At 69.3% G+C, this 25,414-nt stretch carries 27 protein-coding genes; 11 read left to right on the top strand and 16 right to left on the bottom strand.

The annotated features are described in order from the left end of the window. Positions 1 to 6: 6 nt before the first annotated feature. Positions 7 to 495: a MarR family winged helix-turn-helix transcriptional regulator gene (locus AC1DCT_RS12000; protein WP_233311687.1), complete on the bottom strand. Its 489-nt coding sequence runs from the start codon at positions 493 to 495 to the stop codon at positions 7 to 9. A gap of 150 nt (positions 496 to 645) precedes the next feature. Between AC1DCT_RS12000 and AC1DCT_RS11995 the strand changes: the two genes are divergently transcribed. Beyond that, positions 646 to 1,404 (top strand): SDR family NAD(P)-dependent oxidoreductase, encoded by a 759-nt coding sequence (locus tag AC1DCT_RS11995; protein ID WP_477429404.1) that lies wholly within the window; start codon positions 646 to 648, stop codon positions 1,402 to 1,404. 520 nt (positions 1,405 to 1,924) lie between these two features. Continuing rightward, on the top strand, positions 1,925 to 3,622 hold the full coding sequence (locus AC1DCT_RS11990; protein WP_477429402.1) for a hypothetical protein: 1,698 nt from the start codon (positions 1,925 to 1,927) through the stop codon (positions 3,620 to 3,622). A 165-nt stretch (positions 3,623 to 3,787) separates the two neighbouring features. On the opposite strand, the gene AC1DCT_RS11985 is transcribed toward AC1DCT_RS11990, so the two are convergent. After that, a complete protein-coding gene (locus tag AC1DCT_RS11985) occupies positions 3,788 to 4,360 on the bottom strand; it encodes a hypothetical protein (protein ID WP_477429401.1) in 573 nt (190 codons plus the stop codon). Between the two features lie 18 nt (positions 4,361 to 4,378). Then, a complete protein-coding gene (locus tag AC1DCT_RS11980) occupies positions 4,379 to 5,581 on the bottom strand; it encodes a helix-turn-helix domain-containing protein (protein WP_477429399.1) in 1,203 nt (400 codons plus the stop codon). A 567-nt stretch (positions 5,582 to 6,148) separates the two neighbouring features. Between AC1DCT_RS11980 and AC1DCT_RS11975 the strand changes: the two genes are divergently transcribed. Genes AC1DCT_RS11975 through AC1DCT_RS11965 form a run of 3 tightly spaced genes read left to right on the top strand, consistent with a single transcriptional unit; the run spans position 6,149 to position 8,171 of the window. After that, complete coding sequence (locus tag AC1DCT_RS11975) at positions 6,149 to 6,544, top strand: GntR family transcriptional regulator (RefSeq protein ID WP_477429397.1); 396 nt, start codon at positions 6,149 to 6,151, stop codon at positions 6,542 to 6,544. Then, entirely contained in the window at positions 6,541 to 7,485 is a 945-nt protein-coding gene (locus tag AC1DCT_RS11970) for an ABC transporter ATP-binding protein (RefSeq protein WP_477429395.1), read from the top strand. The genes AC1DCT_RS11975 and AC1DCT_RS11970 overlap by 4 nt, the downstream gene beginning before the upstream one ends. Further along, positions 7,485 to 8,171: a hypothetical protein gene (locus AC1DCT_RS11965; RefSeq protein WP_477429394.1), complete on the top strand. Its 687-nt coding sequence runs from the start codon at positions 7,485 to 7,487 to the stop codon at positions 8,169 to 8,171. Before AC1DCT_RS11970 ends, AC1DCT_RS11965 begins: the two co-directional genes overlap by 1 nt. Positions 8,172 to 8,231: 60 nt before the next feature. On the opposite strand, the gene AC1DCT_RS11960 is transcribed toward AC1DCT_RS11965, so the two are convergent. From AC1DCT_RS11960 to AC1DCT_RS11930, 7 genes are all read right to left on the bottom strand, one after another. Continuing rightward, positions 8,232 to 8,504 (bottom strand): TetR/AcrR family transcriptional regulator C-terminal domain-containing protein, encoded by a 273-nt coding sequence (locus tag AC1DCT_RS11960; protein ID WP_477429664.1) that lies wholly within the window; start codon positions 8,502 to 8,504, stop codon positions 8,232 to 8,234. A 45-nt stretch (positions 8,505 to 8,549) separates the two neighbouring features. After that, on the bottom strand, positions 8,550 to 8,819 hold the full coding sequence (locus AC1DCT_RS11955; protein ID WP_477429393.1) for a hypothetical protein: 270 nt from the start codon (positions 8,817 to 8,819) through the stop codon (positions 8,550 to 8,552). Positions 8,820 to 8,894: 75 nt separating this feature from the next. After that, positions 8,895 to 9,671: a DeoR/GlpR family DNA-binding transcription regulator gene (locus AC1DCT_RS11950; RefSeq protein WP_477429391.1), complete on the bottom strand. Its 777-nt coding sequence runs from the start codon at positions 9,669 to 9,671 to the stop codon at positions 8,895 to 8,897. Between the two features lie 19 nt (positions 9,672 to 9,690). Next, positions 9,691 to 10,560 (bottom strand): class II fructose-bisphosphate aldolase, encoded by an 870-nt coding sequence (locus tag AC1DCT_RS11945; protein WP_477429389.1) that lies wholly within the window; start codon positions 10,558 to 10,560, stop codon positions 9,691 to 9,693. Then, positions 10,557 to 11,603: a 1-phosphofructokinase family hexose kinase gene (locus AC1DCT_RS11940; protein ID WP_477229888.1), complete on the bottom strand. Its 1,047-nt coding sequence runs from the start codon at positions 11,601 to 11,603 to the stop codon at positions 10,557 to 10,559. Before AC1DCT_RS11940 ends, AC1DCT_RS11945 begins: the two co-directional genes overlap by 4 nt. Continuing rightward, a complete protein-coding gene (locus tag AC1DCT_RS11935) occupies positions 11,600 to 12,637 on the bottom strand; it encodes an ROK family protein (RefSeq protein ID WP_477429387.1) in 1,038 nt (345 codons plus the stop codon). Before AC1DCT_RS11935 ends, AC1DCT_RS11940 begins: the two co-directional genes overlap by 4 nt. Before the next feature lie 9 nt (positions 12,638 to 12,646). Continuing rightward, complete coding sequence (locus AC1DCT_RS11930; protein ID WP_477429385.1) at positions 12,647 to 13,567, bottom strand: SIS domain-containing protein; 921 nt, start codon at positions 13,565 to 13,567, stop codon at positions 12,647 to 12,649. A gap of 256 nt (positions 13,568 to 13,823) precedes the next feature. Between AC1DCT_RS11930 and AC1DCT_RS11925 the strand changes: the two genes are divergently transcribed. Next, positions 13,824 to 14,591: a histidine phosphatase family protein gene (locus tag AC1DCT_RS11925; RefSeq protein ID WP_477429383.1), complete on the top strand. Its 768-nt coding sequence runs from the start codon at positions 13,824 to 13,826 to the stop codon at positions 14,589 to 14,591. A 59-nt stretch (positions 14,592 to 14,650) separates the two neighbouring features. Here AC1DCT_RS11925 and AC1DCT_RS11920 read toward each other — a convergent pair whose 3' ends face one another. Continuing rightward, positions 14,651 to 14,947, bottom strand: a complete 297-nt coding sequence (locus AC1DCT_RS11920; RefSeq protein ID WP_477429381.1) for a chorismate mutase — start codon at positions 14,945 to 14,947, stop codon at positions 14,651 to 14,653. Between the two features lie 73 nt (positions 14,948 to 15,020). Between AC1DCT_RS11920 and AC1DCT_RS11915 the strand changes: the two genes are divergently transcribed. Beyond that, complete coding sequence (locus AC1DCT_RS11915; protein ID WP_440732882.1) at positions 15,021 to 16,265, top strand: AI-2E family transporter; 1,245 nt, start codon at positions 15,021 to 15,023, stop codon at positions 16,263 to 16,265. A gap of 100 nt (positions 16,266 to 16,365) precedes the next feature. On the opposite strand, the gene AC1DCT_RS11910 is transcribed toward AC1DCT_RS11915, so the two are convergent. After that, complete coding sequence (locus AC1DCT_RS11910; protein WP_440732881.1) at positions 16,366 to 16,710, bottom strand: ArsR/SmtB family transcription factor; 345 nt, start codon at positions 16,708 to 16,710, stop codon at positions 16,366 to 16,368. Between the two features lie 102 nt (positions 16,711 to 16,812). On the opposite strand from AC1DCT_RS11910, the gene AC1DCT_RS11905 reads away from it, so the two are divergent. Both AC1DCT_RS11905 and AC1DCT_RS11900 read left to right on the top strand, forming a co-directional pair. Continuing rightward, entirely contained in the window at positions 16,813 to 18,111 is a 1,299-nt protein-coding gene (locus AC1DCT_RS11905) for an NAD(P)/FAD-dependent oxidoreductase (protein ID WP_477429379.1), read from the top strand. A gap of 21 nt (positions 18,112 to 18,132) precedes the next feature. Further along, positions 18,133 to 18,543, top strand: coding sequence for an arsenate reductase ArsC (locus AC1DCT_RS11900; RefSeq protein WP_440732879.1), 411 nt, complete (start codon positions 18,133 to 18,135; stop codon positions 18,541 to 18,543). Positions 18,544 to 18,580: 37 nt separating this feature from the next. Here the strand turns inward: AC1DCT_RS11900 and AC1DCT_RS11895 are convergent, their stop codons facing one another. The 4 genes from AC1DCT_RS11895 to AC1DCT_RS11880 all read right to left on the bottom strand — a co-directional run bounded on the left by AC1DCT_RS11895 (position 18,581) and on the right by AC1DCT_RS11880 (position 21,815). Further along, positions 18,581 to 19,054, bottom strand: a complete 474-nt coding sequence (locus AC1DCT_RS11895; protein WP_477229894.1) for a DUF3237 domain-containing protein — start codon at positions 19,052 to 19,054, stop codon at positions 18,581 to 18,583. Beyond that, entirely contained in the window at positions 19,051 to 19,581 is a 531-nt protein-coding gene (locus tag AC1DCT_RS11890; protein WP_440732877.1) for a MarR family winged helix-turn-helix transcriptional regulator, read from the bottom strand. The genes AC1DCT_RS11895 and AC1DCT_RS11890 overlap by 4 nt, the downstream gene beginning before the upstream one ends. Beyond that, entirely contained in the window at positions 19,578 to 20,879 is a 1,302-nt protein-coding gene (locus AC1DCT_RS11885; protein ID WP_477429377.1) for a flavin-dependent oxidoreductase, read from the bottom strand. Before AC1DCT_RS11885 ends, AC1DCT_RS11890 begins: the two co-directional genes overlap by 4 nt. Before the next feature lie 249 nt (positions 20,880 to 21,128). After that, on the bottom strand, positions 21,129 to 21,815 hold the full coding sequence (locus AC1DCT_RS11880) for a TetR/AcrR family transcriptional regulator (RefSeq protein ID WP_477429375.1): 687 nt from the start codon (positions 21,813 to 21,815) through the stop codon (positions 21,129 to 21,131). 172 nt (positions 21,816 to 21,987) lie between these two features. Here AC1DCT_RS11880 and AC1DCT_RS11875 point away from each other — a divergent pair, with 172 nt between their 5' ends. Further along, positions 21,988 to 23,721: an amidohydrolase gene (locus AC1DCT_RS11875; protein ID WP_441976622.1), complete on the top strand. Its 1,734-nt coding sequence runs from the start codon at positions 21,988 to 21,990 to the stop codon at positions 23,719 to 23,721. Beyond that, positions 23,718 to 25,385: an ABC transporter substrate-binding protein gene (locus AC1DCT_RS11870; RefSeq protein WP_477429373.1), complete on the top strand. Its 1,668-nt coding sequence runs from the start codon at positions 23,718 to 23,720 to the stop codon at positions 25,383 to 25,385. Before AC1DCT_RS11875 ends, AC1DCT_RS11870 begins: the two co-directional genes overlap by 4 nt. Positions 25,386 to 25,414 lie beyond the last annotated feature (29 nt).

Raw genomic sequence — 25,414 nt, 5'->3', positions numbered from 1 at the left:
GAAACCTCAGCTCGGCGGGATCCAGATCGGGTCGGGGGCGATGGCCGCCGAGATCCGCCGGCTGGCGATGCCGAGCTGTCGCGCCTGGGCGGCGGTGAGGACGTCGAAGACGAGCGTGTCGACGAGCGCCTCGTGACCCGGGGTCGCCTGCTGGACCTTCGCGTGGCCGTCCTCCGACAGCACGGCGAGGGTGAACCTTCCATCCGTCTGGTCGATCACACGCCGGACCCAGCCGCGCTGCTCGAGGCGTGAGACCGCACGCGAGAGCCGCGAGAGCGTGCAGCTCGCGAACCCGGCGAGCACGCTCAAGCGCAAAGATCGCCCCTCAGCGGCGTCGAGCGCGTAGAGGATCCCGAACTCGAAGTGCGTCAGGCCGCTGTCCCGCTGCAGCTGGGCGTCGAGCGCGGCAGGAAGGCGCTCCAGGAGCGTCGCGACGGACGCCCAGATCTCCGCTCTGGGCAGCGGCGTCGTGGCGGATCTCGTGGGTTCGGGCACGAGGTCAGGATACCTCGAAACCGAAGAGCCTGACTTGCTCAAGCAACTGAATACGCGTAGTTTGACTTTCCCAAGCAAGTGAAACGGCGACACCGACGCCGTCTGGAACGGAGCGATATGAACCTGGAACTGCACGGCAGGACGGCTTTCGTGAGCGGATCCACCCAGGGCATCGGCTTTGCCATCGCCTCCGCACTCACCGCCGAGGGGGCGGAGGTCATCATCAATGGGCGCACCCCCGCCGCCGTCGACGCCGCCGTGTCCCGACTGCGCACGGAGCATCCGGGAGCACTGCTGCGCGGAGTCGCCGCCGACCTCGCCGACCCCGGGGAGACCTCCCCTCTGCTGCAGGACATCGGCGAGGTCGACGTCCTGGTGAACAACGTCGGCCTGTTCGGGGTCGCGCCGTTCAGCGACATCGCCGACGAGGACTGGCAGCGCTATTTCGACGTCAACGTGATGAGCGGCGTCCGGCTCTCGCGAGCACTCCTGCCGGGCATGCTGCGCCGCGGGTGGGGGCGGGTCGTGTTCATCGCCAGCGAGTCCGGCGTCGACGTGCCCGCCGACATGATCCACTACGGCGCCACCAAGGCCGCGATGCTCGCCCTCGCCAACGGCCTTTCCAAGCTCACCCGCGGGACGGGTGTCACCGTCAACAGCATCCTCGGCGGCCCGACCTATTCCGACGGAGTGGAGGCGGTCGTCACCCAGCTCGCCGCCGCCCAGGGCGTGGACGTCGGGACGGTCAAGGCCGCGATCATCGGCCAGAACCGCACGACCCTGCTCGAGCGGTTCATCGAACCTGCGGAGATCGCGAACCTCGTCGCCTACCTGGCCAGCCCCCGCTCCTCGGCCACCAACGGATCCGCCGTGCGCGCCGATGGCGGCGTGCTCACCACGATGCTCTGACCCGCAACATCTGCGCCGGAGCAGAGGGCGCCCGAGGCGCTGCAGTGACATACACGCGGGTGATCGACCGCCTCGGCGGGAACCTGCGCTCGTGTAGGTTCAGCGCCAAGATGGCGGTGGAGCGAGCCGAATCCGAGATAGTTGACAGCGATTCAGCCACCGCCCGTCCACGGCAGTTGGCGGATTCCTACCGAAGGTCCTGCACCGACTCGGAGCAAGCGCACGACGGCCAGCGGCGCTTGCCTCGGCCGATAGGACGATCCACATTCCGTTCACTCTCCTGGCGGATCAGCTTGCCGCGAGAATGATCGTGCAATGGCAGGCTGGCGACGCTGGCAGAGAGGAAACACGCATGTGGAACAACCCACCCGCACCAGTCAGTGAGTGGATGCTGTCGGTAGCAACGGTCCTTCCCGTGCCGTTCCGTGAGCCAGCCCCGTATGCGCTTGGAGAGGCGGTAGCAGAGTTGCGAGCGTATGCGCGGGCCACCCGCCCAGCGGACTGGACGTCACGGGCCGTGATGAGCAACCGCACGTCGCTACGAGCAGAGCTCGACGCCCAAATCGAACGATTGGGCGAACACCTACACGCCCGCCTCGGCGAGGCACTGGGCGAGCTGCGCAACGAGACCAACCGCGAACGAACCATCGCCACAGCAGACCGAATCCTCGAAGAATGGCACTCGCAAGCCGCCATCGCGGACGCATTCCAGGACCTCTGCAACACCGCGCACACCCCGCAAACCACCACCGATGACCTCGGAGCACGAGCAGCGTTGATCGCCTCACAACTCGGCGCAGCGGCAATGAGTTCCTCGTCACCCCTTCACATAGCGGCGAACATGCTGATCGACCAAGAAGAATCCCTGACCCTCCGGCAAGAGAAGCCGCTGCCCGCACCGCTCACAGAACAGCATCGCCTCACCATGGCCCGAGACGCTCTCACAGCGACAGTGTCGGGCAACGTCGTCGTCTGGACTGTCTATCGCCGGGCGACGATCTATGGCGTTCGAGAGGTCGCCGGACCGATCACGTTTCTGCAACCTGAATGGGCGCTTCCCAACGCCTTCGGCCCCGAAGGGCAGGATTTCCCAGAGCGAGCAGAACTCCGGGAACTCCGCACCGACGTCAACTGGCTGGACGATGTTCACGCCTGGTCGCTGGAAGCGAACTCGAATCTTGTCCTCGCACGCGTCGACCTGGGCACGCGCCTACTCGCGGGAGCCGTGGAGGAAGCTCTGCGACGCGTCGACGCCATCCTGAGCATCGCCGTTCACGCCGGCGGCGTCTCATGGCAGCAAACCAAACATTCCGCAGTCGTGGTGGATCACAAGCCCCGACAGACCACATTCGGACCAGCACTGAACATCGACCAACACCACGGTGATAGCTACGGGATGCACGGCACCGCGCGACTTCTCGCGTATGTCTCCGAAACGCTCGGGGAAGCACTGAAAGCCCAGCCCGTGCCCGATGCCCTCGTGGAGGCGCTGACCGCGCTCCAGGAAGCAAAGATGACGGATCACCGCGATGTCACCTTCTACGGTGCCCGCCCCGTAACTCCGAGAGTCGCGACGGCGCTCGAGGACCATGCCATGGAACTCATCGCATCCGTCATCGACGTGCACCCCAATACCCTCGCCACCGCACTCCAGTACCGCCGGGCGCTGGCGAAGGCCGAGAACGACGCGCTGCGGCAGCTTCTGTCCCCCTTCAACTCTTCCTGGGCTCGACCAGACCATGCACACCGACGCGAGCTCGAAGCGAAGCTGTCTCGCCACGACGCGGACGGTGTCCTCATCGTCAATGTGGCCAATGCCATCACCCTGCAAGAAGACATCCGTGCCCTGCCAATGACCGCACTCCAGCGTGCCGACTTCGAGCACGCGGCGGCGATCTGCACAAACCCCGAACGAGAACACGATCACCTCCTCCGCACCTGGAAGTCGACAAGCTTGCTCAAGGCCCGGCACCGACGCGTCCGAAACGCCGTAAATCATGGGCTGCCGTTGAGCGCAACCACCGTCAATAGCATCCGCGACTACGCCACCGAGACATCAGACGACGCCCTGACTCTCGCGCTCAACTGGTTCAAGAACCACGAGCCAGGACCAGATCTTGTCGCCCAAGACAAGATCTGCTGGGACGAACGAATCGCTCGCATCAACAGCGGTGAGAGTTGGGCCGAGGAAAGCGCTCGAAGCCCCCAAGACGCCTAGCCATCCCGTAACCATTTCCATGGCACTTTGTGCCTCAGCCCAACGCCGCGACCGTGCTGCTCCGCGCACCGGTGTGCAAACACCGCGACCAGAACCGCCACGCCCGTGGTGCACTCAACTCACACCGCCTCGAGGTGTCCACACGTTGTGCGTCGGCTCGCGGATCTAGTGGCCTCTGTGGAATCGGTGCATCCGGTCTTCGAAGGTGTCTCCGCCGGGCCAGCGGGAGCAGCGGCAGCGCATCGTGCGCCCGCTGTCGTACACGTCGTTGTGGAACCGGGTGATGTCGGCGTCCCCGATGCCGCCCGCCGAGCACGCGTCCCAGAGCACGGCGCAGGAGTCTTTGACGTTGTTAGGGCCGAGGACATTTCGGTTGCGCGCGAAGTCGTATGCTCCCGCGTCGTCGGTGACGAACACCGCATCGCAGGTGACCGCGTAGGCGATCGATTCCGCCTCACCGAGATGCTCGTCGCCAGCGGTGGACCCGCCGAGACGGACCTGGTTTTTCAGGGTCTCATCGAGCGGCCCCTCGACCGGCTCGCCCAGCCATTGCAGTTGCAGGACGGGTTCGCAGAACGCCCGGCTCTTCGCAAGGTTCGCGCCCCCGAGGACTTCCTGCCTGACCTGCTCCGTCCACCGGGGCTCATCGAACGTGACGAACGTCCTCTCCAACAGCTCCAGCTGACCGGCGACGGCGAAATGCTCGAGCGTGACGGTATCGAACAGGATCACCGGCATGACGGTTCCGAGTCCCGCTCAGCCGGGGAACCCCGCCGCGAAGACATCACCATCGACGTCCACCGGCTCCAAAGCATCGAACACGAGCGGGATCTCCGGTGCAGGCCCCGATGCCGACAGTCTCGAGATCACGGTCTCGACCGTCTCGCCGACGAGGCCCGCGATCGGCGCCGCTGCCACCAGGCCTTCACGATACGCGCGTTTCAACGTACCCAGCAGCTGCGTGGGCAGCACCGATCGTTCGGAGAGTTGATCGGAACGAGACTGCAGGACAGTCTTCAGTCCCTCATCCTCCAACGAGTCGATGAACCGCCCTCGGCGCATATCGATGAACGCGTCACGACCCGCAGCGTTGATGTAGCCGAGGTTGTGGAGACGGTAAATGCAGGTCAGATACGAGCCATCAAGCTCCGCCATCATGCGTGCCAGCGCCGGCCGGATCTGGTTGTGCGAATCGCTCATGATCTTCGCGATGTCATCGCGGTGGAGCAGAAGCTCCGCCGCGAACATGTTCGCGCGGCGCTCTTCAGGGCTTGTCGCGGCAACCTTCCCGTCCACCGTGATGCCGCCATCCTCGCCGGCGAGCAGATGACCGAGCTCGTGCGCGAGTGTGAACAGCGAACGCTGACGTTGCTGCGTCGAATTGATGACGATCGTCGGGTATGCGCGGCTCAACAGGGCGGCGCCGATGACCTCATCCGGGAAAGACTCCACAATGACATCGATCCCGAAATGGATCCCCAGTTCTTCCGCAAGACCGACAAACCGGCCAGCACCCTGCTCGTGCTCGTGCTCGTCAATGACGGTCCGCACCCAGTCCGCAAGAACCCGCGCCCCGGCCAGGTCCGACAACCCCACGACAGAGGGGACCTCATCCCACACTGCCCGAACTTCACGTTCCCCCTCAGGAAGAACCAGGTGAAGATCCTGGATGTGATTGATCCGCGCCAACAACGCACTGTCCGCAACACGCGTCTCCGTCGCAGAGCGCGCAGCAGCCGCCGCGAGACGCGTCGGCGAGCCGTCCTCCAACAGCGACAACACCGAGATACCCAGCGCCCTGGCGATCGCCGTAGCCTCGTTCGCCTTCACGTTGCGCTTGTCGTTCTCGATCAGCGAGTACGCCGACGCACTCAAACCAACCTGCTGTGCGAGGTCCGCGGCCCGCATCCCGGACGCTTCCCGCGCAACACGAATCCGCGCTCCCATTGATCCGCCCACAAACCGAGATTACCAGCCCGATTACGAAAATCGAAAGTAACGCGGCGTGTCCGGCGACAATTGTGAGGTTGGTCCTCAAGAGCCCGCGCTCCTCACCGCACAGGCGAAGAAGATGATCACCGGGTTCGCTATTCAAAGACCCCACCGCGGTGACTGCGTGCTCCGGGCTACGGGCTCCGGGCTCCGGGCTCCGGGCTCCGGGCTCCGATACCAAGCTGCAGGAATCGGTCTCGAGGCACCGCCCAGCGCGACTCCTGGGCTGCCAGACATGCCGACGCGTACCCACCGATGAGGTCCGCGTCATCGATCGCCGGCCTGCCCGAACTCTTCACCGACCCGTTCCTAGCCCGAGGCACCCAGACGCTGCTCCTCGTGCGATACATCACGCCTGTATCACGTCCAAGCAACGTGTCCGATGCGACATCTCAGCGACAGACCATGTTGGATTCCGACACCTCGCCTCGGAACCTACAGCTCGGCGTCGGCATCGGATCCGCACTTGACACTCCTCAGGTTCGATGGTTAGTTAGTCGAGTAACTAACCGACTGACCGCAACGAGGACATCCGTGATCGACGAAGGCCGACCGCTCTTCCTCCAGATCGCCGAGGCGATCGAGGACTCCATCGTCGACGGCACGCTCGCCGAAGACGCGCAGGCCCCGTCCACGAACGAACTCGCCGCGTTCTACCGGATCAACCCCGCAACCGCCGCGAAGGGAGTGGCCATGCTCACCGACAAGGGAGTGCTCGTCAAGCGCCGCGGCATCGGCATGTTCGTCGCCGTCGGCGCTCGCGACATCCTGCTCCGCGAGCGCCGCACCGCGTTCGCGGACCGCTTCATCGATCCACTCCTCGCCGAGGCCCGCACGCTCGGGCTCGGTGAGGACGATCTGGCCGCCCTGCTGCGCGAACGCGCCGCACTCGCCCCGACCACCGCACGCACCGAAGGGAACCGCGCATGACCGCCGTCATCGAGGTGTCGAACCTCGCGAAGCGCTACCGCGAGAAGCTCGCACTCGACAATGTCTCACTGTCCATCCAACCCGACACGATCTACGGCCTGCTCGGCCGCAACGGCGCCGGCAAGACCACGCTCATGTCGATCCTGACGGCGCAGAACTTCGCGACCTCGGGCGACGTCCGGGTGTTCGGCGAGAACCCCTACGAGAATGCGCACGTGCTGAGCCGGGTGTGCTTCGTGCGCGAGAGCCAGAAGTACCCGGACGACGCGGCACCGATCCACGCACTGCGCGCCGCACGGCTGTTCTTCCCGAACTGGGACCAGCAGCTCGCCGATCGGCTCGCCGGCGAGTTCCAACTGCCGATGAAGCGCCGCATCAAGAAGCTCTCCCGCGGCCAGCTCTCCGCGGTCGGCGTGATCATCGGACTCGCCTCACGCGCCGAGGTCACCTTCTTCGACGAGCCGTACCTCGGCCTCGACGCCGTGGCCCGGCAGATCTTCTACGACCGCCTGCTCGAGGACTACGTCGAGCACCCGCGCACGATCATCCTGTCCTCGCACCTGATCGACGAGGTCGCGAACCTGATCGAGCGGGTCATCGTGATCGACGACGGGCGGATCCTGCTCGACGAGGACACGGACGCGGTGCGCGGTCGCGCCTCGACGGTGGTCGGGGATGCGGCGGCGGTCGACGCCTGGACCGCGGGACGGGAGATCCTGCATCGCGAGGCGCTCGGCCGGGTGGCCTCGGCCACGGTGCTGGGCCGCCTTACCCCCGAGGACCGCGCCGGCATCGTCGACGCCGGCCTCGACCTCGCCCCGGTGTCACTGCAGCAGCTCATCGTGCGCCTCACACAGCGCTCCGGCGATGACGCACCGGCCGCTTCCCCTCTCGCCGAATCGCACGGAGAACCGCTGTCGCTCACGAAGGAGGTGCGCTGATGTCCCGGATCCTGAACGTCGTCCGCCTTCAGCTTGTCAACAAGCAGACCTGGGTGTGGATCCCGCTGATCGTCCTCGGCTCCGCACTGGCGCTGTCGATCGTCATCTACGCGATGATCCCGTCCGACGGCCCGAAGTACGGCGGCGCGGGCCAGGCGCCGCTCTGGTACTTCTTCGCGCTCGGCCTGCAGGCCCTGACGCTGACCTTCCCGTTCTCCCAGGCGCTGAGCGTCACACGTCGCGAGTTCTTCCTCGGCACTCTGCTCACCGCGATCGGCGGCGCGCTGCTTCTCACCGCCATGTTCCTGCTGGGTGGCTGGATCGAGGATGTGACGCACGGCTGGGGCGTGAACGGCTACGTGTTCCGACTGCCTTGGGTCTGGGAAGGCGGTCCGCTCGCAGCGGCACTGACGTACTTCACGCTCGCCCTGTTCCTCTTCCTGGTCGGCTTCACCGGCGCCACGATCTTCAAGCGTGCCGGGGCGCTCGCGATCGCCGTCGTCGGCGTGGGAGTAGGTGCGGTGCTGGTGGGCGTCGTGTTCGTGATCACCAGGTTCGAGCTCTGGGGACAGGTGGGCGCGGGCCTCGCCGGGCTCGGCGCGCTCGGCCTGGCGCTCTGGGGCCTGGTCGCGATCGCGGTGCTCGCGGGGATCTCGTACCTGGTGCTGCGCCGCGCGATCCCCTGATCGGCGGCGACAGGAGAAGGGCCCGGCCATGGCGGCCGGGCCCTTCTCCTGTCGCCGGGTTCACACGCCGTATGCGGCGAAGAACATGTCGAGCGCGGTGTCGACGTGTGCGGGGATCTGCGCCGCAGCCAGGGCGGTGTCATCCCCGAGCAGCATCGCGCGGTTGATCGGCTCGCCCATCACCAGCCAGTTCAGCTGCGTCGCCGCCAGCTCGGCATCGACCGCGCGGACGAGCCCTGCCGCCTGGAGGTCTTCGACGACGGCGGTGAGCGCGATGATCGCCCGGCGCGGACCCCGCTCGCCGAGCGCGGCTTCAGGGCCGCCGTGCCCGATCGCGTCGGACGGGGCGACGGTCTCGGGGGGATGCTGCGCGGGCGGCTACACGGACCCGCCGTTGTGGTGGCGGACTCCCGCATCGCCGGTCCATGGGGGCGCGGCCTCGAACGTGCCGCGACCTTCCCGTCGAGCGGAGAGCGTGGATGAGAGCCCCACGAGGGCGATGACGGCCACGCCCGACACGATCCCGACCCAGACGTTCCGGGTCAGAACGCCGAGGCCCGCTCCCGCGCCCGCACCGATCAGGATCGCCACCGTCCAGATGAAGAAGACGTACCCGCCGGTGAGTCGAGGAACCGGAGTCTCACTCATATCCGAAGGATACGAAACCCTCCGTGAAAGCGCGAGAGCGTTCCCGATCCGCGCCTCCGCGGCGAGAACCACGGCTCAGGGCACCAGGACCACGTCGTAGCCGGCCTCACGCAGGGCACTCCGATCATCCGGCGCGATGCCGTCGTCGGTGAGCAGCGTCGGGAACAGGTCGGATCCGCCGACCGCGGCGAACGCCGAGGCGCCGATCTTCGACGAGTCGGCGACGATCACCGCACGCCGGGCGCGGCTCGCCATCATGCGGTTCACGGCCGCCTCGCGCTCGTCGTGCGTGCTCGCCATGCCCTCCAGGGACACGGCGTTCACGCCGATGAAGGCGATGTCCAGCGCGATGCCCGCGAGCAGCTGCTCCACGAACGGCCCCACCAGCTCGTAGCTGCGGGAGTGGATCACACCGCCGGTGACCACGACCTTGATGTCGGGGCGCGTGGCGAGCTGGGCGGCGATGTTCACGGCGTTGGTGACGACGGTGAGGCCGTGCTCGGCGAGATCTTCGCGGGCCGTGAGCGCCGTCGCGATCGCGGTCGTGGTGGTGCCCCCGGAGAGGCCGACGACGGCGCCGGGCGAGACGAGCGCCGCGGCGGCCTCTGCGATGCGCTCCTTCTGCGAGGTGCGCTGGTGGCTCTTGTAGCGCACCGGCAGCTCATACGCGACGGACTGCGCCACCGCCCCGCCGTGGGTGCGGGTGAGCAGGCGCCGCTCGGACAGGCTGTCCAGGTCGCGGCGGATCGTCGCTGCGGAGGCGTCGAAGCGCTCGGCGAGCTCCTCCACCGAGACGTCGCCGTGGACGGCGAGCAGATCGAGGATCGCGGTGAGGCGATTGGCGCGATTCATGTGCAGGCTCCGGATCCGGTCAGGATGCGTCCTGAAGGGCGAACAGGCGCAGCAGACGCGCGGCCTCGCCGGCGACAGCATCACGGGCGGGAGCGACGTACTTGCGGGAGTCCACGAGGCGCGGATCCGCCTCCAGTCTCTCCCGGATCGCGCGGGTGAAGAACCCGTTCAGGTGCGTGGAGACGTTGATCTTCGTCATGCCCGCGCGTACCGCGGCGGCGATCACGTCATCCGGCACGCCGCTGGATCCATGCAGCACGAGCGGCACGTCTACTCCGTCCTCTCCCGCGCCGCGCATGGCCTCGCGCAGACGCGCGATGAGGTCGAGGTCCAGCGCCGCCGTACGATCGGTCATCGCGTGCGAGGATCCGACGGCTACGGCGAGGGCGTCGACGCCGGTCTCGGCGACGAAGGCGCGCGCCTCCTGCGGGTCCGTGCGGACACCCGGGGCGTGCGCGCCGTCCTTGCCGCCGACCTCGCCCAGCTCGCCCTCGACGTACACCTCGGCAGCGTGCGCGCGCTCGACGACCTGTGCGGTGAGCGCGACGTTCTCGGCGTAGTCGAGCGCGCCGCCGTCGAACATGACGGATCCGAACCCGAGCGCGATGGCCTCGTCGACGAGCTCGGGCCGCTCGGCATGGTCGAGGTGCACCGCGACCGGCGTGGCCGCACGCCGGGCCGCCGCGAGAGTGGCCAGCGCGATCGGCTCGAGTCCGCCGTGGTAGTCGGCGCAGTTCTGCGAGATCTGCAGGATCACGGGCAGCTCGGCCTGGGCCGACGCGACCACCAGCGCCTCGGCCGTCTCCAGGTGGATCACGTTGAAGGCGCCGACGCCGGTACCGCGGCGGGCCGCATCGTGCACGAGGTCGCGGGCGGAGACGAGGGTCATCGGGGTGTCCTTTCGGCGGACGGTCGGCTCAGCGCCGTCAAGGGCGGGCTATCGACGATCAGGGCGGATTCGAGCTCGGGCCACGACGAGTGGATCTCACCCGCGACCGGCATCAGCACGGCCGCCGCCGACCACGCGGTGGCGCGGCGCAGCAGCGCCGTGGGCTTCCTCTCCCCCTGCGCCATCAGCACGGCGCACGCGGCGACGGCGGCGTCGCCTGCGCCGGTGGGGTTGCCGGCGAGGGGCTCGGCGAGGCGGGCGCGCACGACCTCGTCCGAGGTGACGGCCAGCATCCCGTCCGCCCCGCGGGAGAGCAGGACCAGCTTCGCGCCGCGGTGCAGCAGCTCGCACGCCCCGGCGATGGGATCGGTGAGACCGGTGGCCTCGGCGAGCTCCGCCGCGTTGGGCTTGAGCACGGTCGCACCGGCATCGGCCGCGGCCAGGAGCGCCGGCCCCGACGTGTCGGCGATGACGATCGCCCCGGCGTCGCGGCCGATCCGGATGAGCGACGGGAGCAGGTCGTCGGGAGCGCCGGGAGGAAGGGATCCGGAGAGGACGAGGACGGGCTTGATCTTCTTCGCGCCGGCGGGAGCAGTCGCACCGGCATCCGCGGATCCGGATCCGGATCCTTCGACGGCATCGCGGACGGGGCGCCCGGTCGCCAAAGCCCGGACGACAGCGGCCTTCAGCGCCTCCCACTCGTCCGCCGTCGGGTTCACACCGCGCTCGTTCACGATCGTGGTGTCGCCGAGGTGCTCGTCGACGAGCGCGACGCTGCGGCGGGTCGCCGCCTGCACCGGGACCAGTTCGTGCGGAATCGAGGTCGAAGCCAGCTCGGCGGCGAACTCGTCGCCGGTCGGTCCGCCCGCAGTGGCCAGCGCGAGCACGGCGGCGCCCTGCGCGTGCGCCACCCGGGCCACGTTCAGGCCCTTGCCGCCCGCGCGAGCGACACCGGTGTCCGCGCGATGGGTACCTCCGGGCACGATCCGCTCGACATGCCAGGTGAGATCCAGCGCCGGGTTCGGCGTGACGGTGACGATCATGCGAGGCTCCTCGCGCGCAGCGCCGCACCCAGGATCCCGGCGTTGCCGAGCAGCTGCGCGGGAACCAGATCCGGGATGCGGTGAAAGCTGAGCCGGGCCCGCAGGCGCGCGCGCAGCTCGTCGAACAGTGCTCCGCCCGCCCGCGAGAGCCCGCCGCCGATGATGACGGCCTGCGGCGCGACGACCGCGGTGAGCTGCGCGAGCGACAGGGCGAGGGCGTCGAGCGCCTCGTTCCAGACCGCGGCGGCGGCCTCGTCCCCCGCGGCGGCGAGAGCGATGACCTCCTTCGCCCCGTCCACGGCGTCGCCGGTGCGGGCGGTGTAGCGCCGGGCGATGGCTCCCGCCGAGGCGATGGCCTCGAGGCAGCCGCGTGCGCCGCACGGACACACCGGCTCGTCGGCGACCGGTGAGTGGCCCACCTCGCCGGCGTATCCGCCGGAGGTGAAGGGCACGCCGCCCAGCAGCAGGGCGCCGGCGATCCCGGTGCCGATGATCAGCACGATCGAGTTCGGATAGGGACGCGCGCCGCCGAGCACGTGCTCGGCCCAGCCGCCGGTGCGCACGTCGTGGTCGAACGCGACGGGCAGGCCGAACGCCTCCTCCGCGAGGGCGCGGATCGGCGCGTCCCTCCAGCCCATGTTGCTGGCGAACACGCCGATGCCGGCGACTTCGTCGACGATGCCGGGCACGACCAGCCCCACCGCGACCGGCTCCACCGCGGGATGCTCCTCGCGCAGCTGCGCGCCGAGCTCGACCAGCCGGGCGATCAGCCGCTCCGGGAGGTCGGGACCCGGATCCGGCGTCGGCGTGCGACGCAGACCGAGCATGACGCCGTGGGCGTCGAACAGGGCCGACTTGATGTCGGTACCGCCCACGTCGAACGCGAGCACGGCGGATCCGGCGCCGAGCTCCGCCGCCTGCGCGAGGGGATCTCCCGAGGCATCGGTGAGCACGTCGGGCACCGCACGGGCGGCCTCGGCCGCGTCATGCGCGCGGGGGACGTTCACCGCGACGCCGTCGCCAGGGGTGGTCATCGCCGGCTCTCAGTCCTCGAGGATGACCGAACGGGTGAGGTTGCGCGGCTCGTCGGGATTGAGCCCCTTGGCCAGCGCGCGGTCGAGCGCCACACGGTGCAGCCGCACGAGGTCGGCCAGCGGGTCGATCGGGTGCTGCACCCAGCGTCCACCGGTGGCGGCGACCTGCGCGTCCAGCCCCTCGGGTGCGGCGCCGAACTGCCACGTGATGCGGCCTGGTGCGGCGATCGCGATCGGGCCGTGGCGGTAATCCATCGACGGGTACGACTCGGTCCACGACTGCGACGACTCGCGCATCTTCAGGGCCGCCTCGTGCGCGAGGCCGATCGTCCAGCCGCGGCCGAGGAAGGTGTACTGGTCGGCGCCCGCGAGGGTCGGATCCACGTCGGCGAGCGCGGTGCGGGCATCGGCGATGGCCCCGGTGAGATCTTCGCCGAGCGAGGCGCGGAACAGCGCGAGCGCGGTGGTCGCGAAGCGGGTCTGCACGACGGACTGCTCGTCGGCGAACGGCAGCAGGATCGCGTCGTCCACCATGCTCACCAGCGGCGAGGTCTCGTCGCCGATCACGCCGATGATGCGCGGAGCGGATCCGGATCCGGATCCCTTGAGCTCGTCGACCAGCTCGAGCACCTCGGTGGTCGTTCCGGAGCGGGTCAGGGCGACAACCGCGTCATAGCCGCGATCCATGAACGCCTCGCTCGCGGCGTAGGCGTCGGTGATGCCGAAGCCCGCACGCTCGCGCAGCGCGGCGTAGGACTGGGCCATGAACCAGGACGTACCGCAGCCGACCACGGCGACGCGCTCGCCCTTCGCCGGCAGCAGGGCCTGCTCGGCCGTCATGCCCGCCGCGCGCGCCCACATCTCGGGCTGCGAGTCGAGCTCGGTGCGCATGTGAGCGCCGGGGGCGAGGTTCTCGTTCGGGTCGGTCATGCGTCCTCCTCGGCGGTTACGGTCGACGCTGAGTGCGTGACCGTGATCGATCTTACGCTAAAACAATCACTTTCCGTCACGCATTGTTCCGGACCGCCCAGGCTCCGCACCCCTGCCGCATGCACCAAGCATGCACGCCTTGATCGCCGCTCCGCCGGATCCATTGTCACTTCGAAACCTGAATGTCACTAGGCTTTCAGGATCCAAATCCTTAACGACGTAAGGCTTTTGGATTCCATCCATCGAAGGAGATGACATGCCCGATCTGTCCCGCCGTACTGCCCTGCTCTCGCTCGGAGGCGCCGCCCTCGCCGGCACGATCGCCGTCGCCGGGGCCGCCGCCCCCGCGAACGCCGCTCCCACAGGCGCGCAGCCGCACCGTACGGTCACCGTCTACCTGGTCCGCCACGGCCGGACCTGGCTGAACCAGGCCGGCCGCGTGCAGGGCTGGTCCGACTCCCCGCTCACCGACGCGGGTGTCGCGACCGCGGCGAACGTCGGCCGCAACCTCGCGGCGGACATCGGCGGGTTCGACGCCGCATACTCCGCCGACATGACCCGCCATTTCCAGACTGCGAGCGGGATCCTCGCCGCCGCGGGCTCCGCGCTCGTCCCGACCCGGGTCGCCGGCCTGCGCGAGGTCTCCTACGGAGGCTGGGAGGGGGAGCAGCAGTCGGTCGTGTACCCGCAGCTCGCCGCCGCGGGACCATTGGACACCCTGGAGCACATCATCGACGCCTTCGTCGCGAGCAACCCCGACAAGACGCTGCCCGCCGAGACCTGGACGCAGGTCGCCGCCCGCATGAACGACGCGCTCACCACTGCGGCCACCGATCGCACGATGCCCATGCGCCACGGCGGCAAGATCCTCGCCGTCTCCAGCGGCATGTCGATCACCTGTCTGCTGGAATCGCTCGGCGCCGAGGTGCCGGGGCCGCTCGAGAACGGCGCGGTGAACGTCCTCACCTACGCACAGGGGGCATGGACCGTGCAGTCCGTCAACGACACGAACTACGCGGGCTGAGCTTCACGCACCGAGGCCACCGGCCGAGCACGTCGTACGCCCGCTGCGACGACGTCGCGTCAGCGCGATCCGGCGGCCTCGGTGTGGTGGCGGATGACTTCCGCGACGACGAAGTTGAACCATTTCTCCGCGAACTCGGGATCCAGATGCGCCTCCTCGGCGAGAGCGCGCAGGCGAGCGACCTGTTGCTCCTCACGGCCCGGATCCGATGCCGGCATGTCGTGCTCGGCCTTGAGCACGCCCACCTGCTGTGTGCACCGGAACCGCTCCGCGAGCATGAAGATGAGCGCGGCGTCGATGTTGTCGATGCTGGCGCGCAGTCGCAGCAGTTCGGTGCGGGGATCAACGTCGGACATGGGGGCTCCTCACCGAGCGGCGGACGGGCGGACCCTCCGACGATAACGCGTCGCCGCCCTCTACAGTGAAGCCATGACCCGCGAAGAGCGCACCCCCGAGGAAGCGGCGGATGACGCCGCCGCGATGGCCGCCGGCACGGCCGCGACCGGGAGTACCGCGACCGCGACCGTCGCCCCGACCGACGAGGTCGGCGCGGACGCCGACGCCGGCATCGCCCCGGCCAGGTACATCGAGGCAGCGCCCCCTCGCGCCTCGTTCTGGACCCGCATCGACAAGCCGTTCCGGTTCGGCTTCCTCGCCACCGTCGGCGGCCTCCTCGCCATCCTGCTCGGCCTGTCGCTCGGCAGCCTGTCGACCGTGCTCATCTACATCGCGTTCGCGCTGTTCGCCGCGCTCGGCCTCGACCCCGCCGTGCGCTGGCTCGAGCGGCACGGGCTGAGCCGCGCCTGGTCGGTCGTCTCCGTCATCGTGGCGCTCGCACTCGTGCTCGTCGTCATCGTGCTCGCGATCCTGCCGACCGTCATCGACCAGATCGCGACGTTCGTCACCGGGATCCCCGGCACGATCCGCAACTTCACGCACACCACGTTCTACGCATGGCTCGAGGGGCAGTTCGGGGTGGGTCTCACGGATCTCGTCACCGAGGTGCAGAAGTTCCTCAGCGATCCGACCCGGATCGCCCAGATCGGCGGCGGCGCGCTGCAGATCGGCACCGGGATCGCGACCGGCATCGCAACGGGCATCTCGGGCGGGCTGATCGTGCTCGTGCTGACCCTCTACTTCCTCGCGACCCTCCCCTCGATGAAGTCGGGACTGCTGCGGCTGGCGCCGGCCCGCGACCGCAAGGGCATCGACCGCATCAGCGAGCAGATCATCGAGTCCGTCGGCGGCTACGTGATGGGCATGGTGGGCCTCGCGTTCATCAACGCCGTGATCGTGTTCCTGCTGTACCTCGTGCTCGGGCTGCCGTTCCCGCCGCTCATGGCGACGGTCGCATTCCTCATCACGCTGATCCCACTCGTCGGCTCCGTGATGTTCTGGATCATCGGCACCGGCATCGCGCTGTTCACCTCACCGCTCATGGCGCTGATCTTCGCCGCGGTCTACGTCGTCTACATGCAGTTCGAGGCATACGTCATCACCCCGCGCGTGATGAGCAAGGCGATCTCGATCCCCGGCTCGCTCGTGGTGATCGGCGCTCTCGTCGGCGGCACGCTCCTCGGACTGCTCGGCGCCCTCATCGCCGTGCCCGTGACCGCCTCGATCCTGATCATCATCAAGCAGGTGTGGATCCCCCGTCAGGACGGGCGGATCTAACGGTCCGGCATCGACGCCGAATCGGCTCACGACCGCGTCGGCTCACGACTGATCCGCGCATCATCGGATCCGCTCCCGCGCCAGTCCTGGAGAATCCCCCTCAGATCGTCCGCAGCGACGCCGCCGCCTGATCCAGTGCGCCCTCGGCGATCGCGAAGTACGCCCACTTGCCCCGCTGCTCGCGGGTGACGAGGCCGGCCTCGGCGAGGAGCTTCATGTGGTGCGAGACCGTGCCCTGCGATAGCCCGACCGGCTCGGTGAGATCGCAGATGCACGCCTCTCCACCCTCGCCGGCGCCGATGAGCGAGAGCAGCTTCAGGCGCGTCGGGTCACCCAGCGCCTTGAACACCCGCGCGATGCGCTCCGCCTCGTCGGCAGCGATCCGAGGCTCCCGCGCGGTCACGCAGCAGGAGACGTCGGCGACGATGGTCACGGGGAGCGTCATGACGACATCCTTTCACGTATTGACATTTGTCGATACGTATTGGACCGTAGTCATATTCACATCTTTCAATCTGAGACTGTTCCCGACCCCCGAGGAGTGCGGATGTCAGAGCTGCCTGTCGTCGTCGTGGGCGCGGGCCCCCAGGGCCTCGCCGCCGCCGCGCATCTCGTCGAGCGCGGGCAGGAGGTGGTCGTGTTCGAGGCGGGCGCGACCCCCGCAGCCGCCGTCTCGGAGTGGGGGCATGTTCGTTTGTTCTCCGGATGGTCGGAGCTCATCGACGCCGCGGCGCATCGCCTGCTCGAAGGCACCGGATGGGCCGCGCCGACCGAGGGTTACCCGACGGGTCGCGAGTGGGTCGACCGCTATCTCGCGCCCCTCGCGGCGGCGCTGGGCGACCGCGTCCGCACCAGCACGACAGTGACGGGCATCACCCGGGCCGGACGCGACCGGGTCGTGGACTCCGGCCGTCACGAGACTCCGTTCCTCGTGCACACGGTCGACGCCGACGGCCATGAGAGCCGCATCCGCGCGCGGGCCGTTCTCGACGCCTCCGGCACTTGGTCGACGCCCAACCCGGCCGGCGCGAGCGGCGTGCCCGCACTCGGAGAGCGTGCCATCGGTGAACGCGTCTCGTACCGGATCCCGGACGACGTCTCGCATCTGGCCGGGCAGCATCTGCTCGTCGTCGGAGCGGGCAACTCCGCGGCGCACGCCGTGCTGCGTCTCACCGATCTGGCACGCACGGAGCCAGGGACCCGGGTCACCTGGGTTCTCCGTCGCGGCGGCGTGGGGTCGGTCTTCGGCGGTGGTGCCGGCGACGGCCTGCCCGAGCGTGCCGCGCTCGGCACCCGGGCTCGCCGCGCCATGGAGAAGGGTCTCGTCGAGGTGATCACCGGGTTCCGTGTGGACGAGCTCCGCGCGCACCCGGACGGCATCACCGTCGTGGCCGACGATGGACGCGAGGTCACCGATGTCGCCCACGTCTTCGCGCTCACCGGATTCCGGCCGGACACGTCTTTCCTGACCGAGCTGAGGATAGCCCTCGATCCCGTCCTGGAGGCGGTTGCGGGAATCGCAGCCGAGATCGACCCCAACATCCATTCGTGCGGATCCGTCGGCGCGACCGGAGCGCGGGAGCTCGCGCAGCCGGAACCCGATTTCTTCATCGTCGGGGCGAAGAGCTACGGCCGCGCACCGACCTTCCTCGCCCTCACCGGCTACGAACAGGTCCGCAGCGTCGCCGCGTACCTCGCGGGAGATGACGAGGCTGCGGACCGCAACGAGCTGGCACTCCCGAGCACCGGCGTGTGCGGTGGATCCGGCGACTTCGACACCGCGGGTGAAAACTGCTGCGCCGTCCCCGTCCTGCAGATCGGCGCCCGCCCGGTCGCCGTAGGCTGAACCCGAAACGAGGAGAGAAGCATGACCACCGACGCCACGCCTGCCGTGCTCTTCGTCTGCGTGCACAACGCCGGCCGATCGCAGATGGCCGCGGGATTCCTGCGCGAGTTCGCGGGTGACCGGATCGAGGTCCGCTCCGCCGGATCTCTCCCCGCCACGCAGATCAACCCCGTGGCCGTGGCGGCGATGGCGGAGCTCGGCATCGACATCGCCGCGGAGCAGCCGAAGGTGCTCACGACGGAGGCCGTGCAGGACTCCGACGTCGTGATCACGATGGGCTGCGGCGACGCCTGCCCGTTCTTCCCCGGCAAGCGTTACGAGGACTGGACGCTCGACGACCCGGCCGGACAGGGCATCGAGGCGGTCCGCCCCATCCGCGACGAGATCCGCCGGCGGATCCAGCAGCTGGTCGGGGAGCTGCTGCCGGCCTGAGCGGGAGGCCGCATCGCCGAGATCCGCAGCCGCCGGCTCAGGCGATCCGGTGCACCCGGTAACGGACTTCGGATCCGTCCCGGCGGCACACGGCGACGAACAGCGTGCGCTGCAGCCCGGAGAACTCGGGAGCCGCTGCCTCGACCTCGAAGGTCGTGCGGAAGTAGTAGGCGTCCGGATCCACCGCGTCGCCGCGGCCCAGCCGAGCGAGCACCTCCTCCGACCCCGCGCGCACCCCGCGGGTGCGGATGAGCAGCGGTCCGGCAGCCGCGACGGCCGTGTACTCGGCGTCGATGCCGATCGTGCCGTCGGGCGCGATCAGCTGCCGGTCGGACCCGCCCGGAAGGATCTCGGCCTCGAGGTCGCCGGCGATCCGCCCGCCGAGGATCGGCACCACCCGGCGGTGGCCGGCCGAGGTGACGCCGTGGTCGCGCGGCGGGCCCACGTGAACGGTGACGTCGAAGGCCGGCTCGAAGCGGGGCTGCGGCAGCTCGGTGAAGAAGTCGCTCATCGGTCCGCTCCGTGCAGCGCTGCGGCGAGGCGCTCGAGGGCCGGGACAGCAGCGGCCACGGCGGCGCGGTCGGCCGGGTCCAGGCTGCCCAGCGCGTCCCGCAGGATCTCACCCGCGGCCTGGTCGAAGCGCCCGAACAGATCGATCGCACGCGGCGAGAGGGCGACGACCACGCGACGGCCGTCGCCGGTGGCCCGGCGCCGCTGCACGAGGCCATCGGCCTCCATCGCGCCGAGCAGGTTGCTGACGGTGGACCTGTTCAGGTGCAGCGCCTCGGCGAGTTCGGCCGGACCCCGCTCCGCCTCCCCCGAGGCCGGAAGGAGGGCGCGCACCACTTCGATCTGCGCATCGGGGATGTCGGGGAGATCGCCGCGTTCGCGCGCTGCGGTCAGCAGGGTGCGCCGCAGCGGGGAGATGACCGCGGCGAGGCGGCTCTCCGCGTCGAAGCCGGTTCCGGGTGCGGGTGCCAGCGCGGCATCGGCGGCAGCGGCGGCGTCCGCGCCCTCGGCGGGCGACCGGTCGCTCACGCCGGATCCCCGACGCTGAGAGAGGCGCGTTCGTTGAGGATCGACGGGTCGAATCCGGCCGCACGCTTGTAGGCGTTCGCGATCTCCTCTCGCTCCGCACGCGGGATCACGTCATCGATGCGGGTGAACCCCTGCGGGGCGCGCTCGGCGGCGAGCAGCATGACCCGCTCGGGCCCGGTCGCGCGAGTGCCGGCCAGCAGCGCGGTCATCGCGGGCCGGCGCGCCTCCTCGTAACCGGCGAGCGCCGCGTCGATCGCATCACCCTGCGCCGTGGCGCCCTGGGTCGTCGTGCGCTGCGCCGTGGCCCGCTGCACGGCGGTGCCGAGGTGGAACGCGAGCGTACGCGCGTCGAGGATCGCCTGGGACCCGCCGTTCGAGCCGTTCGGGTACATCGCGTGAGCGGCGTCGCCGACCAGGGTGGTGCGCCCGTACGTCCACTGCGGCAGCGCGTCGCGGTCGACCATCGGGTACTCCAGGATCTCCTCGGCATTCGCGATGATCGCCGGTACATCCAGTCCGTCGAACACCCAGTCCGCGAACAGCTCCGCGATGGGCCCCGGATCCACCGAGCGGTTCCAGTCCGCGTCGGGGTGGCCGATGCCGCGTCGCTCCGCGATGAAGTTCAGTCGCTGACGGCCGTTCTCGGGGACGCCGAGCGGGTAGGCGACGAATTTCTGTTCGCCGTCGCCCGCCATGATCATGGTGCGCCCATCGACGAGCACCGGGGCCTCGGAGACTCCGCGCCACAGCGTCAGCCCGCTCCACGGCGGAGCGCCCTCGGCCGGGTAGCGCAGCGCACGCACGGCGGAGTGGATCCCGTCGGCCCCGATCACGAGGTCGTAGGTCTCCGCGATCTCGCCGTCCGCCGTCGCGAAGTGCACAGTCTCGGATCCGTCATCGCCGCTCTCGGCGGCCACGAGGCGATGGCCGAGCCGGATCACATCGCCGAGTCGCTCGACGACCGCGTCGCGCAGGGCGAGCTGCAGCCGCCCGCGGTGCACGGAGAGCTGGGGCCAGCGGTAGCCCGCGGCGAGTCCGCGCGGCTCGCTCCAGATGTGCTGGCCGAAGCGATTCATGTAGACGAGGGTCTCGGGCGCGATGCCGAGCGCCTCGACACGATCACGCAGACCGAGCTCGGTCAGCTCGCGGATCGCGTGCGGCAGCAGGTTGAGTCCGACGCCCAGCCCGCGGATCTCGTCCGTGCGCTCGTGCACGGTGATGTCGCGGAAGCCGGCGGCCTCCAAGCTGAGCGCGGTGGCGAGCCCGCCGATCCCCGCGCCGATGATTCCGATCCGCATCGATCCACTCCCGTTTCCCGGCGTCCTCGCCGTCGCGAACTAGTTTTGTCACAAAATTAGTCACCACGCAAGTCCGGATCCCGAGGCCCGTTCGCTGGTCGCAAATTGCGCCTCTCACGCACGCGAAGCCGCAATTCGCGACCAGTGAGCAAGGGGGATCCGGCAGCACGGGCCTGACTCGCGTGCTCGGCCGGCAGCACAGACCAGAGCGACGCATTCAGCCCGCGGCGCGCTCAGCCCGCCGCATGCTCAGCCCGCGGCGCGCTCGGCGGAGTCGAGGATCTGATCCACGCCGAGGAAGAACAGCTCCCGATCGCGCAACGACGCCAGCGCCACGGTGTTCTGGGCGAGGAGCGGGTATCGGCGCGGATCCGCGAGCGGCGGCTCATCGAACCACGGCCCGTCGACCTCGTCCGCATCGCGTACGGCCCTGGCCCTGGCGATGCCGGCGGCGGTGGACAGCACGTGCGAAGCCAGCAGCGCATAATGCCGGACCACGTCGGAGGCGCTCAGGCCGGCCGTGGTGAACGCCTGCAGCATGAGCTCGATCGCGCCGAGTTCGCCCGGTCCGTGCGTGGTCAACGTGGTCGCCTCCGCACCCACCGCGGGGTACTCGGAGTACAGGTCGAGCGTGGCCGTGGCCAGGGCACGCAGCCGACCCTGCCAGTCCTCCACAGGCACGTCGACACTGTTCAGGGCGCGCATCGTGACCTCGTCGAGCAGAGCGCGCATGAGCTCGTCCTTGCTGCGGAAGTGTCGGTAGATCGCGGTCGGATCCGCGCCGAGGCGCGCTCCGAGCTCGCGCACCGAGATCACGGTCACGCGGGTCGCGGCAAGTTCCAGACCCGTGGCGATGATCGTCTCGGAGTCGAGGCGGGCGCGCACGGACGCCGTCCCGCCGTCTGCCACGGCTGCGATCCGGCTGCTCTTCTTCACGGGCATCGCCCCTCTCCGCTCTCTATCGTGCCACGCGTGGCACGCCTCATCATCGGTTCGGACATCAATCCTGTCAACACTGTTGACATCACTCTTGACGCTGGCTAGCGTTATCGCGATCCCGCCGCCCTGCGGGTTCAACCCCCCTTGCTTCAACGACGAAAGGCGGATGATGACGACGCGCGTCTTCCACGGCGGATCGGTGTTCACCGGATCCGGATCCCCCCTGCTCGGCCAGGCCGTCATCGTGCGCGACGAGCGCATCGAGCGCATCGTGTCCGAGTCCGAGCTCGCCGCCGTCCTGGGCGCGGAGCCCGCCGGAACCGTCGAGCTCATCGACCTGCGCGGCGCCCTGCTGAGCCCCGGCTTCCAGGACGCCCACATCCACGCGGTCGGCGGCGGCGTCGAGCTGCTGCAGTGCGACCTCACCGGCACCGAGAGCGCCGACGAGGCCGTCGCGGCCGTCCGCGCCTACGCCGATGCCAACCCCGACGAGGAGTGGATCCTCGGCGGCGGCTGGTCGATGGACTGCTTCCCCGGCGGCAACCCGCCGCGCGAGCTGCTCGACGCCGCGGCCCCGGGCCGCCCGGTGCTGCTGTCCAGCCGCGACCACCACAGCGTGTGGGCGTCGACTGAGGCGATCACTCGCGCGGGCATCACCGCCGAGACGCCGGATCCCGCGGACGGCGTGGTCATCCGCGACGCCGACGACCACCCCGCGGGCACGTTCCACGAGGGCGCGGCAGATCTGTTCGCCGCCGTCCGGCCCGAGATCGGTGAGGACCTGCGCTACCGCGGTTTGCTCCGCGCCCAGGAAGAGCTCGTCGCGCTCGGCATCACCGGCTGGCAGGACGCCATGGTCGGCGGCGGCGGTGCGGGCATCGCCGATCCTCTGCCCGCATACGAGAAGGCCCTCGCCGAGGGGACGCTGCAGGTGCACGTCACCGGCGCGCAGTGGTGGGAGCGCGACGGCGGCATCGAGCAGGTCGAGCACATGGTCGCGCAGCGCCACCGCGTCGCAGCCCTCGGATCCCCGGAGCGGCTCGAGGTGGGCACCACCAAGATCATGGTCGACGGCGTCGCCGAGAACCACACTGCCGCGATGCTCACGCCCTACCGCGACGCGCACGGCCACGACACGCACAACCACGGGCTGAGCTTCATCGACCCGGAGCGACTGCGCGAGTACGTCACGGCGCTCGACGCGGCCGGACAGCAGGTGCACATGCACGCCCTCGGCGACCGCGCCGTGCGCGAGGCGCTGGACGCGCTGCAGCAGGCGCGCGACGCGAACGGTCCGACCGACGGCCGCCACCACCTCGCGCACCTGCAGATCGTGGCGGAGGAGGACGTGCCGCGCTTCGCCGAACTCGACGCGATCGCGAACATCCAGGCGCTGTGGGCCACCCACGAGGACCAGCTGGACCAGCTCACCCTGCCGTTCCTTCAGGAAGGACAGGAAGCACGTCAGTACCCGTTCGGCGACTTCGTGCAGGCGGGCGTGCGGCTCGCGGCCGGCAGCGACTGGCCGGTCTCGAGCGCCGCTCCGATCGAGGCGATCCACATCGCCGTCAACCGGACCACCCCGGGATCCGACCGGGAGCCCCTGGGCGGCGCGCACCAGCGCCTCGACCTCGCGACCGCGATGGCCGCCTACACCTCCGGCACCGCGTACGTGAACCACCGCGACCACGACACCGGCAGCATCATGCCGGGCTACCGCGCCGACCTCGTCGTGCTGGATCCGTCTCCGTTCGACGTTCCCGCCGGCGAGATCCACACCAGCCGCGTCACCCAGACCTGGATCGACGGCCGTCTGCTGCACGCCGCCGAGACCGCCCTCGCCATCGCCGAGACACGCACCGAGAACACCTCCCGCACCGAGCTCGAAGGAGAGCTGTCATGACCCGAAACCGCCTCTCCCGCGTCGCCGCCCGTCACCGCTCCGCCGCGGTGCTGGGGGCCGCGGTCCTGATCGCCGCCACCTCGCTGACCGCCTGCTCCGGCAGCGCGGGCGGCACGTCGACCGGATCCGCCGGCGCCGACTGGAAGCTGACCACCACCACCGCGAAGCCGACCGGTGACATCGACTCGTTCTCGTTCGCGCTGTATGCCGAGCCCGCGACGCTCGACTACGCGTACGCGTTCGACTACCCGGACAACCAGGTGCTCGCCAACGTGTGCGAGTCACTGCTGCGCCTGAACCCCGACTACAGCCTGAGCCCGGGACTCGCGAAGAGCTTCAGCAGCCCCGACCCGCTCACCTGGGTCTACGAGATCCGCGACGGCGTGACGTTCCACGACGGAACCCCGCTGACCGCGGCGGACGCCGTCGCCTCGATGCAGCGGATCATGGATCCCCAGGTCGGATCCGCCTGGTTCTCGGTCTACCAGAACGTCGAATCGATCACCCAGACCGGCCCTATGGAGGTCACGGTCAAGACCAAGATCCCCGACTCCCAGTTCAACCAGGGCATGGGCGGATCCGCCGGCGTGATCGAGTCGGCGGCGACCCTGGCCGCCACGGGCAAGGACTACGGAAACTCGACCGGCGGCGTGAACTGCACCGGTCCGTTCTCCCTGACCCAGTGGAAGTCGGGCGAGTCGCTCTCGCTCGAGCGCTACGACGGCTACTGGGACAAGGATCTGCGCGCGAAGGCGGCGAAGATGACGTTCGCGATCATCCCCGACGCCACCGCGCGCGTGAACGCCATGAAGTCGGGCAGCGTCGACGGATCCTGGCAGATCCCGATGGAATCCGCCCCGCAGTTGCAGGCCTCCGGCAAGGGCGACGTGCTGTACGCACCGTCCTCGGCGACGAGCGACCTCGTGATCAGCAACCTGGGCGGTCCGCTCGGCGACAAGCGCGTGCGCAAGGCGCTCATGATGGCGCTCGACCGCCCCGGCATCCTCAAGGGCGCGTCGCAGGGCATCGGCGAGATCAGCGACGTGCTGACCACGAAGCTGGTGTGGGGCACGGCCACCGATGCGGCGAAGAAGACCGCCTTCGATGACATCACGCACTACAAGCAGGACGTCGCGGCCGCGAAGAAGCTCGTCGAGGAGGCCGGCGCGACCGGCAAGGAGCTCGTCTACGTCACCGCGCCGATCGGCAACGACTTCTCCGTGGTCTCGCAGGCGACCATGGCGGCCGCACAGTCGATCGGCCTGAAGCTGACCATCAAGACCGTCAGCCCCGCGCAGTACACCGCACTGTTCAGCGACCCGAGCGCACGCGAGGGCGTCGACCTGTTCTACACCGTCTGGTACCTCTCCAGCCCGGACGCCCTGGAGATGTACGGCGTGCTGCGCACCGGCGACTTCAGCAACTACGGCGGCTGGAGCAACCCGGAGTTCGACAAGACCGTCAACGAGGCCGTCGGCACGATGGATCCGGCCGCGCGCAGCGTGCTGACCGCCAAGGCCCAGCAGATCGCGAACGAGGAGCTGCCCTGGATCCCGCTCGCGACGGGCCCGCTGCCGCTGTTCCTCGGCAAGCGCATCACGGGTCTCGACCCGTCGATGGCGTTCCTCTACTACCCGTGGGCGGCCCAGATCGGTAAGAGATGACGCGCTCGGCAAGCGCTGATCTGTCCGAC

The organism is Microbacterium sp. 10L49, from assembly GCF_056395125.1.
Note: the sequence above shows the minus strand (reverse complement) of the source record. Positions and strands in the feature narration are given on the sequence as shown.

What these genes read in the sequence shown, in the direction of transcription:
- AC1DCT_RS11895 (WP_477229894.1), bottom strand. Translation starts at nt 19,054, where the DNA reads ATGAGCGACTTCTTCACCGAGCTGCCGCAGCCCCGCTTCGAGCCGGCC.
- AC1DCT_RS11935 (WP_477429387.1), bottom strand. Translation starts at nt 12,637, where the DNA reads ATGACCACCCCTGGCGACGGCGTCGCGGTGAACGTCCCCCGCGCGCAT.
- AC1DCT_RS11875 (WP_441976622.1), top strand. Translation starts at nt 21,988, where the DNA reads ATGACGACGCGCGTCTTCCACGGCGGATCGGTGTTCACCGGATCCGGA.
- AC1DCT_RS11940 (WP_477229888.1), bottom strand. Translation starts at nt 11,603, where the DNA reads ATGATCGTCACCGTCACGCCGAACCCGGCGCTGGATCTCACCTGGCAT.
- AC1DCT_RS11910 (WP_440732881.1), bottom strand. Translation starts at nt 16,710, where the DNA reads ATGACGCTCCCCGTGACCATCGTCGCCGACGTCTCCTGCTGCGTGACC.
- AC1DCT_RS11915 (WP_440732882.1), top strand. Translation starts at nt 15,021, where the DNA reads ATGACCCGCGAAGAGCGCACCCCCGAGGAAGCGGCGGATGACGCCGCC.
- AC1DCT_RS11970 (WP_477429395.1), top strand. Translation starts at nt 6,541, where the DNA reads ATGACCGCCGTCATCGAGGTGTCGAACCTCGCGAAGCGCTACCGCGAG.
- AC1DCT_RS11900 (WP_440732879.1), top strand. Translation starts at nt 18,133, where the DNA reads ATGACCACCGACGCCACGCCTGCCGTGCTCTTCGTCTGCGTGCACAAC.
- AC1DCT_RS11945 (WP_477429389.1), bottom strand. Translation starts at nt 10,560, where the DNA reads ATGACCCTCGTCTCCGCCCGCGACCTCGTGCACGATGCGGCCCGCCGC.
- AC1DCT_RS11925 (WP_477429383.1), top strand. Translation starts at nt 13,824, where the DNA reads ATGCCCGATCTGTCCCGCCGTACTGCCCTGCTCTCGCTCGGAGGCGCC.
- AC1DCT_RS11990 (WP_477429402.1), top strand. Translation starts at nt 1,925, where the DNA reads ATGAGCAACCGCACGTCGCTACGAGCAGAGCTCGACGCCCAAATCGAA.
- AC1DCT_RS11930 (WP_477429385.1), bottom strand. Translation starts at nt 13,567, where the DNA reads ATGACCGACCCGAACGAGAACCTCGCCCCCGGCGCTCACATGCGCACC.
- AC1DCT_RS11985 (WP_477429401.1), bottom strand. Translation starts at nt 4,360, where the DNA reads ATGCCGGTGATCCTGTTCGATACCGTCACGCTCGAGCATTTCGCCGTC.
- AC1DCT_RS11955 (WP_477429393.1), bottom strand. Translation starts at nt 8,819, where the DNA reads ATGAGTGAGACTCCGGTTCCTCGACTCACCGGCGGGTACGTCTTCTTC.
- AC1DCT_RS11965 (WP_477429394.1), top strand. Translation starts at nt 7,485, where the DNA reads ATGTCCCGGATCCTGAACGTCGTCCGCCTTCAGCTTGTCAACAAGCAG.
- AC1DCT_RS11870 (WP_477429373.1), top strand. Translation starts at nt 23,718, where the DNA reads ATGACCCGAAACCGCCTCTCCCGCGTCGCCGCCCGTCACCGCTCCGCC.
- AC1DCT_RS11905 (WP_477429379.1), top strand. Translation starts at nt 16,813, where the DNA reads ATGTCAGAGCTGCCTGTCGTCGTCGTGGGCGCGGGCCCCCAGGGCCTC.
- AC1DCT_RS11885 (WP_477429377.1), bottom strand. Translation starts at nt 20,879, where the DNA reads ATGCGGATCGGAATCATCGGCGCGGGGATCGGCGGGCTCGCCACCGCG.
- AC1DCT_RS11920 (WP_477429381.1), bottom strand. Translation starts at nt 14,947, where the DNA reads ATGTCCGACGTTGATCCCCGCACCGAACTGCTGCGACTGCGCGCCAGC.
- AC1DCT_RS11950 (WP_477429391.1), bottom strand. Translation starts at nt 9,671, where the DNA reads ATGAATCGCGCCAATCGCCTCACCGCGATCCTCGATCTGCTCGCCGTC.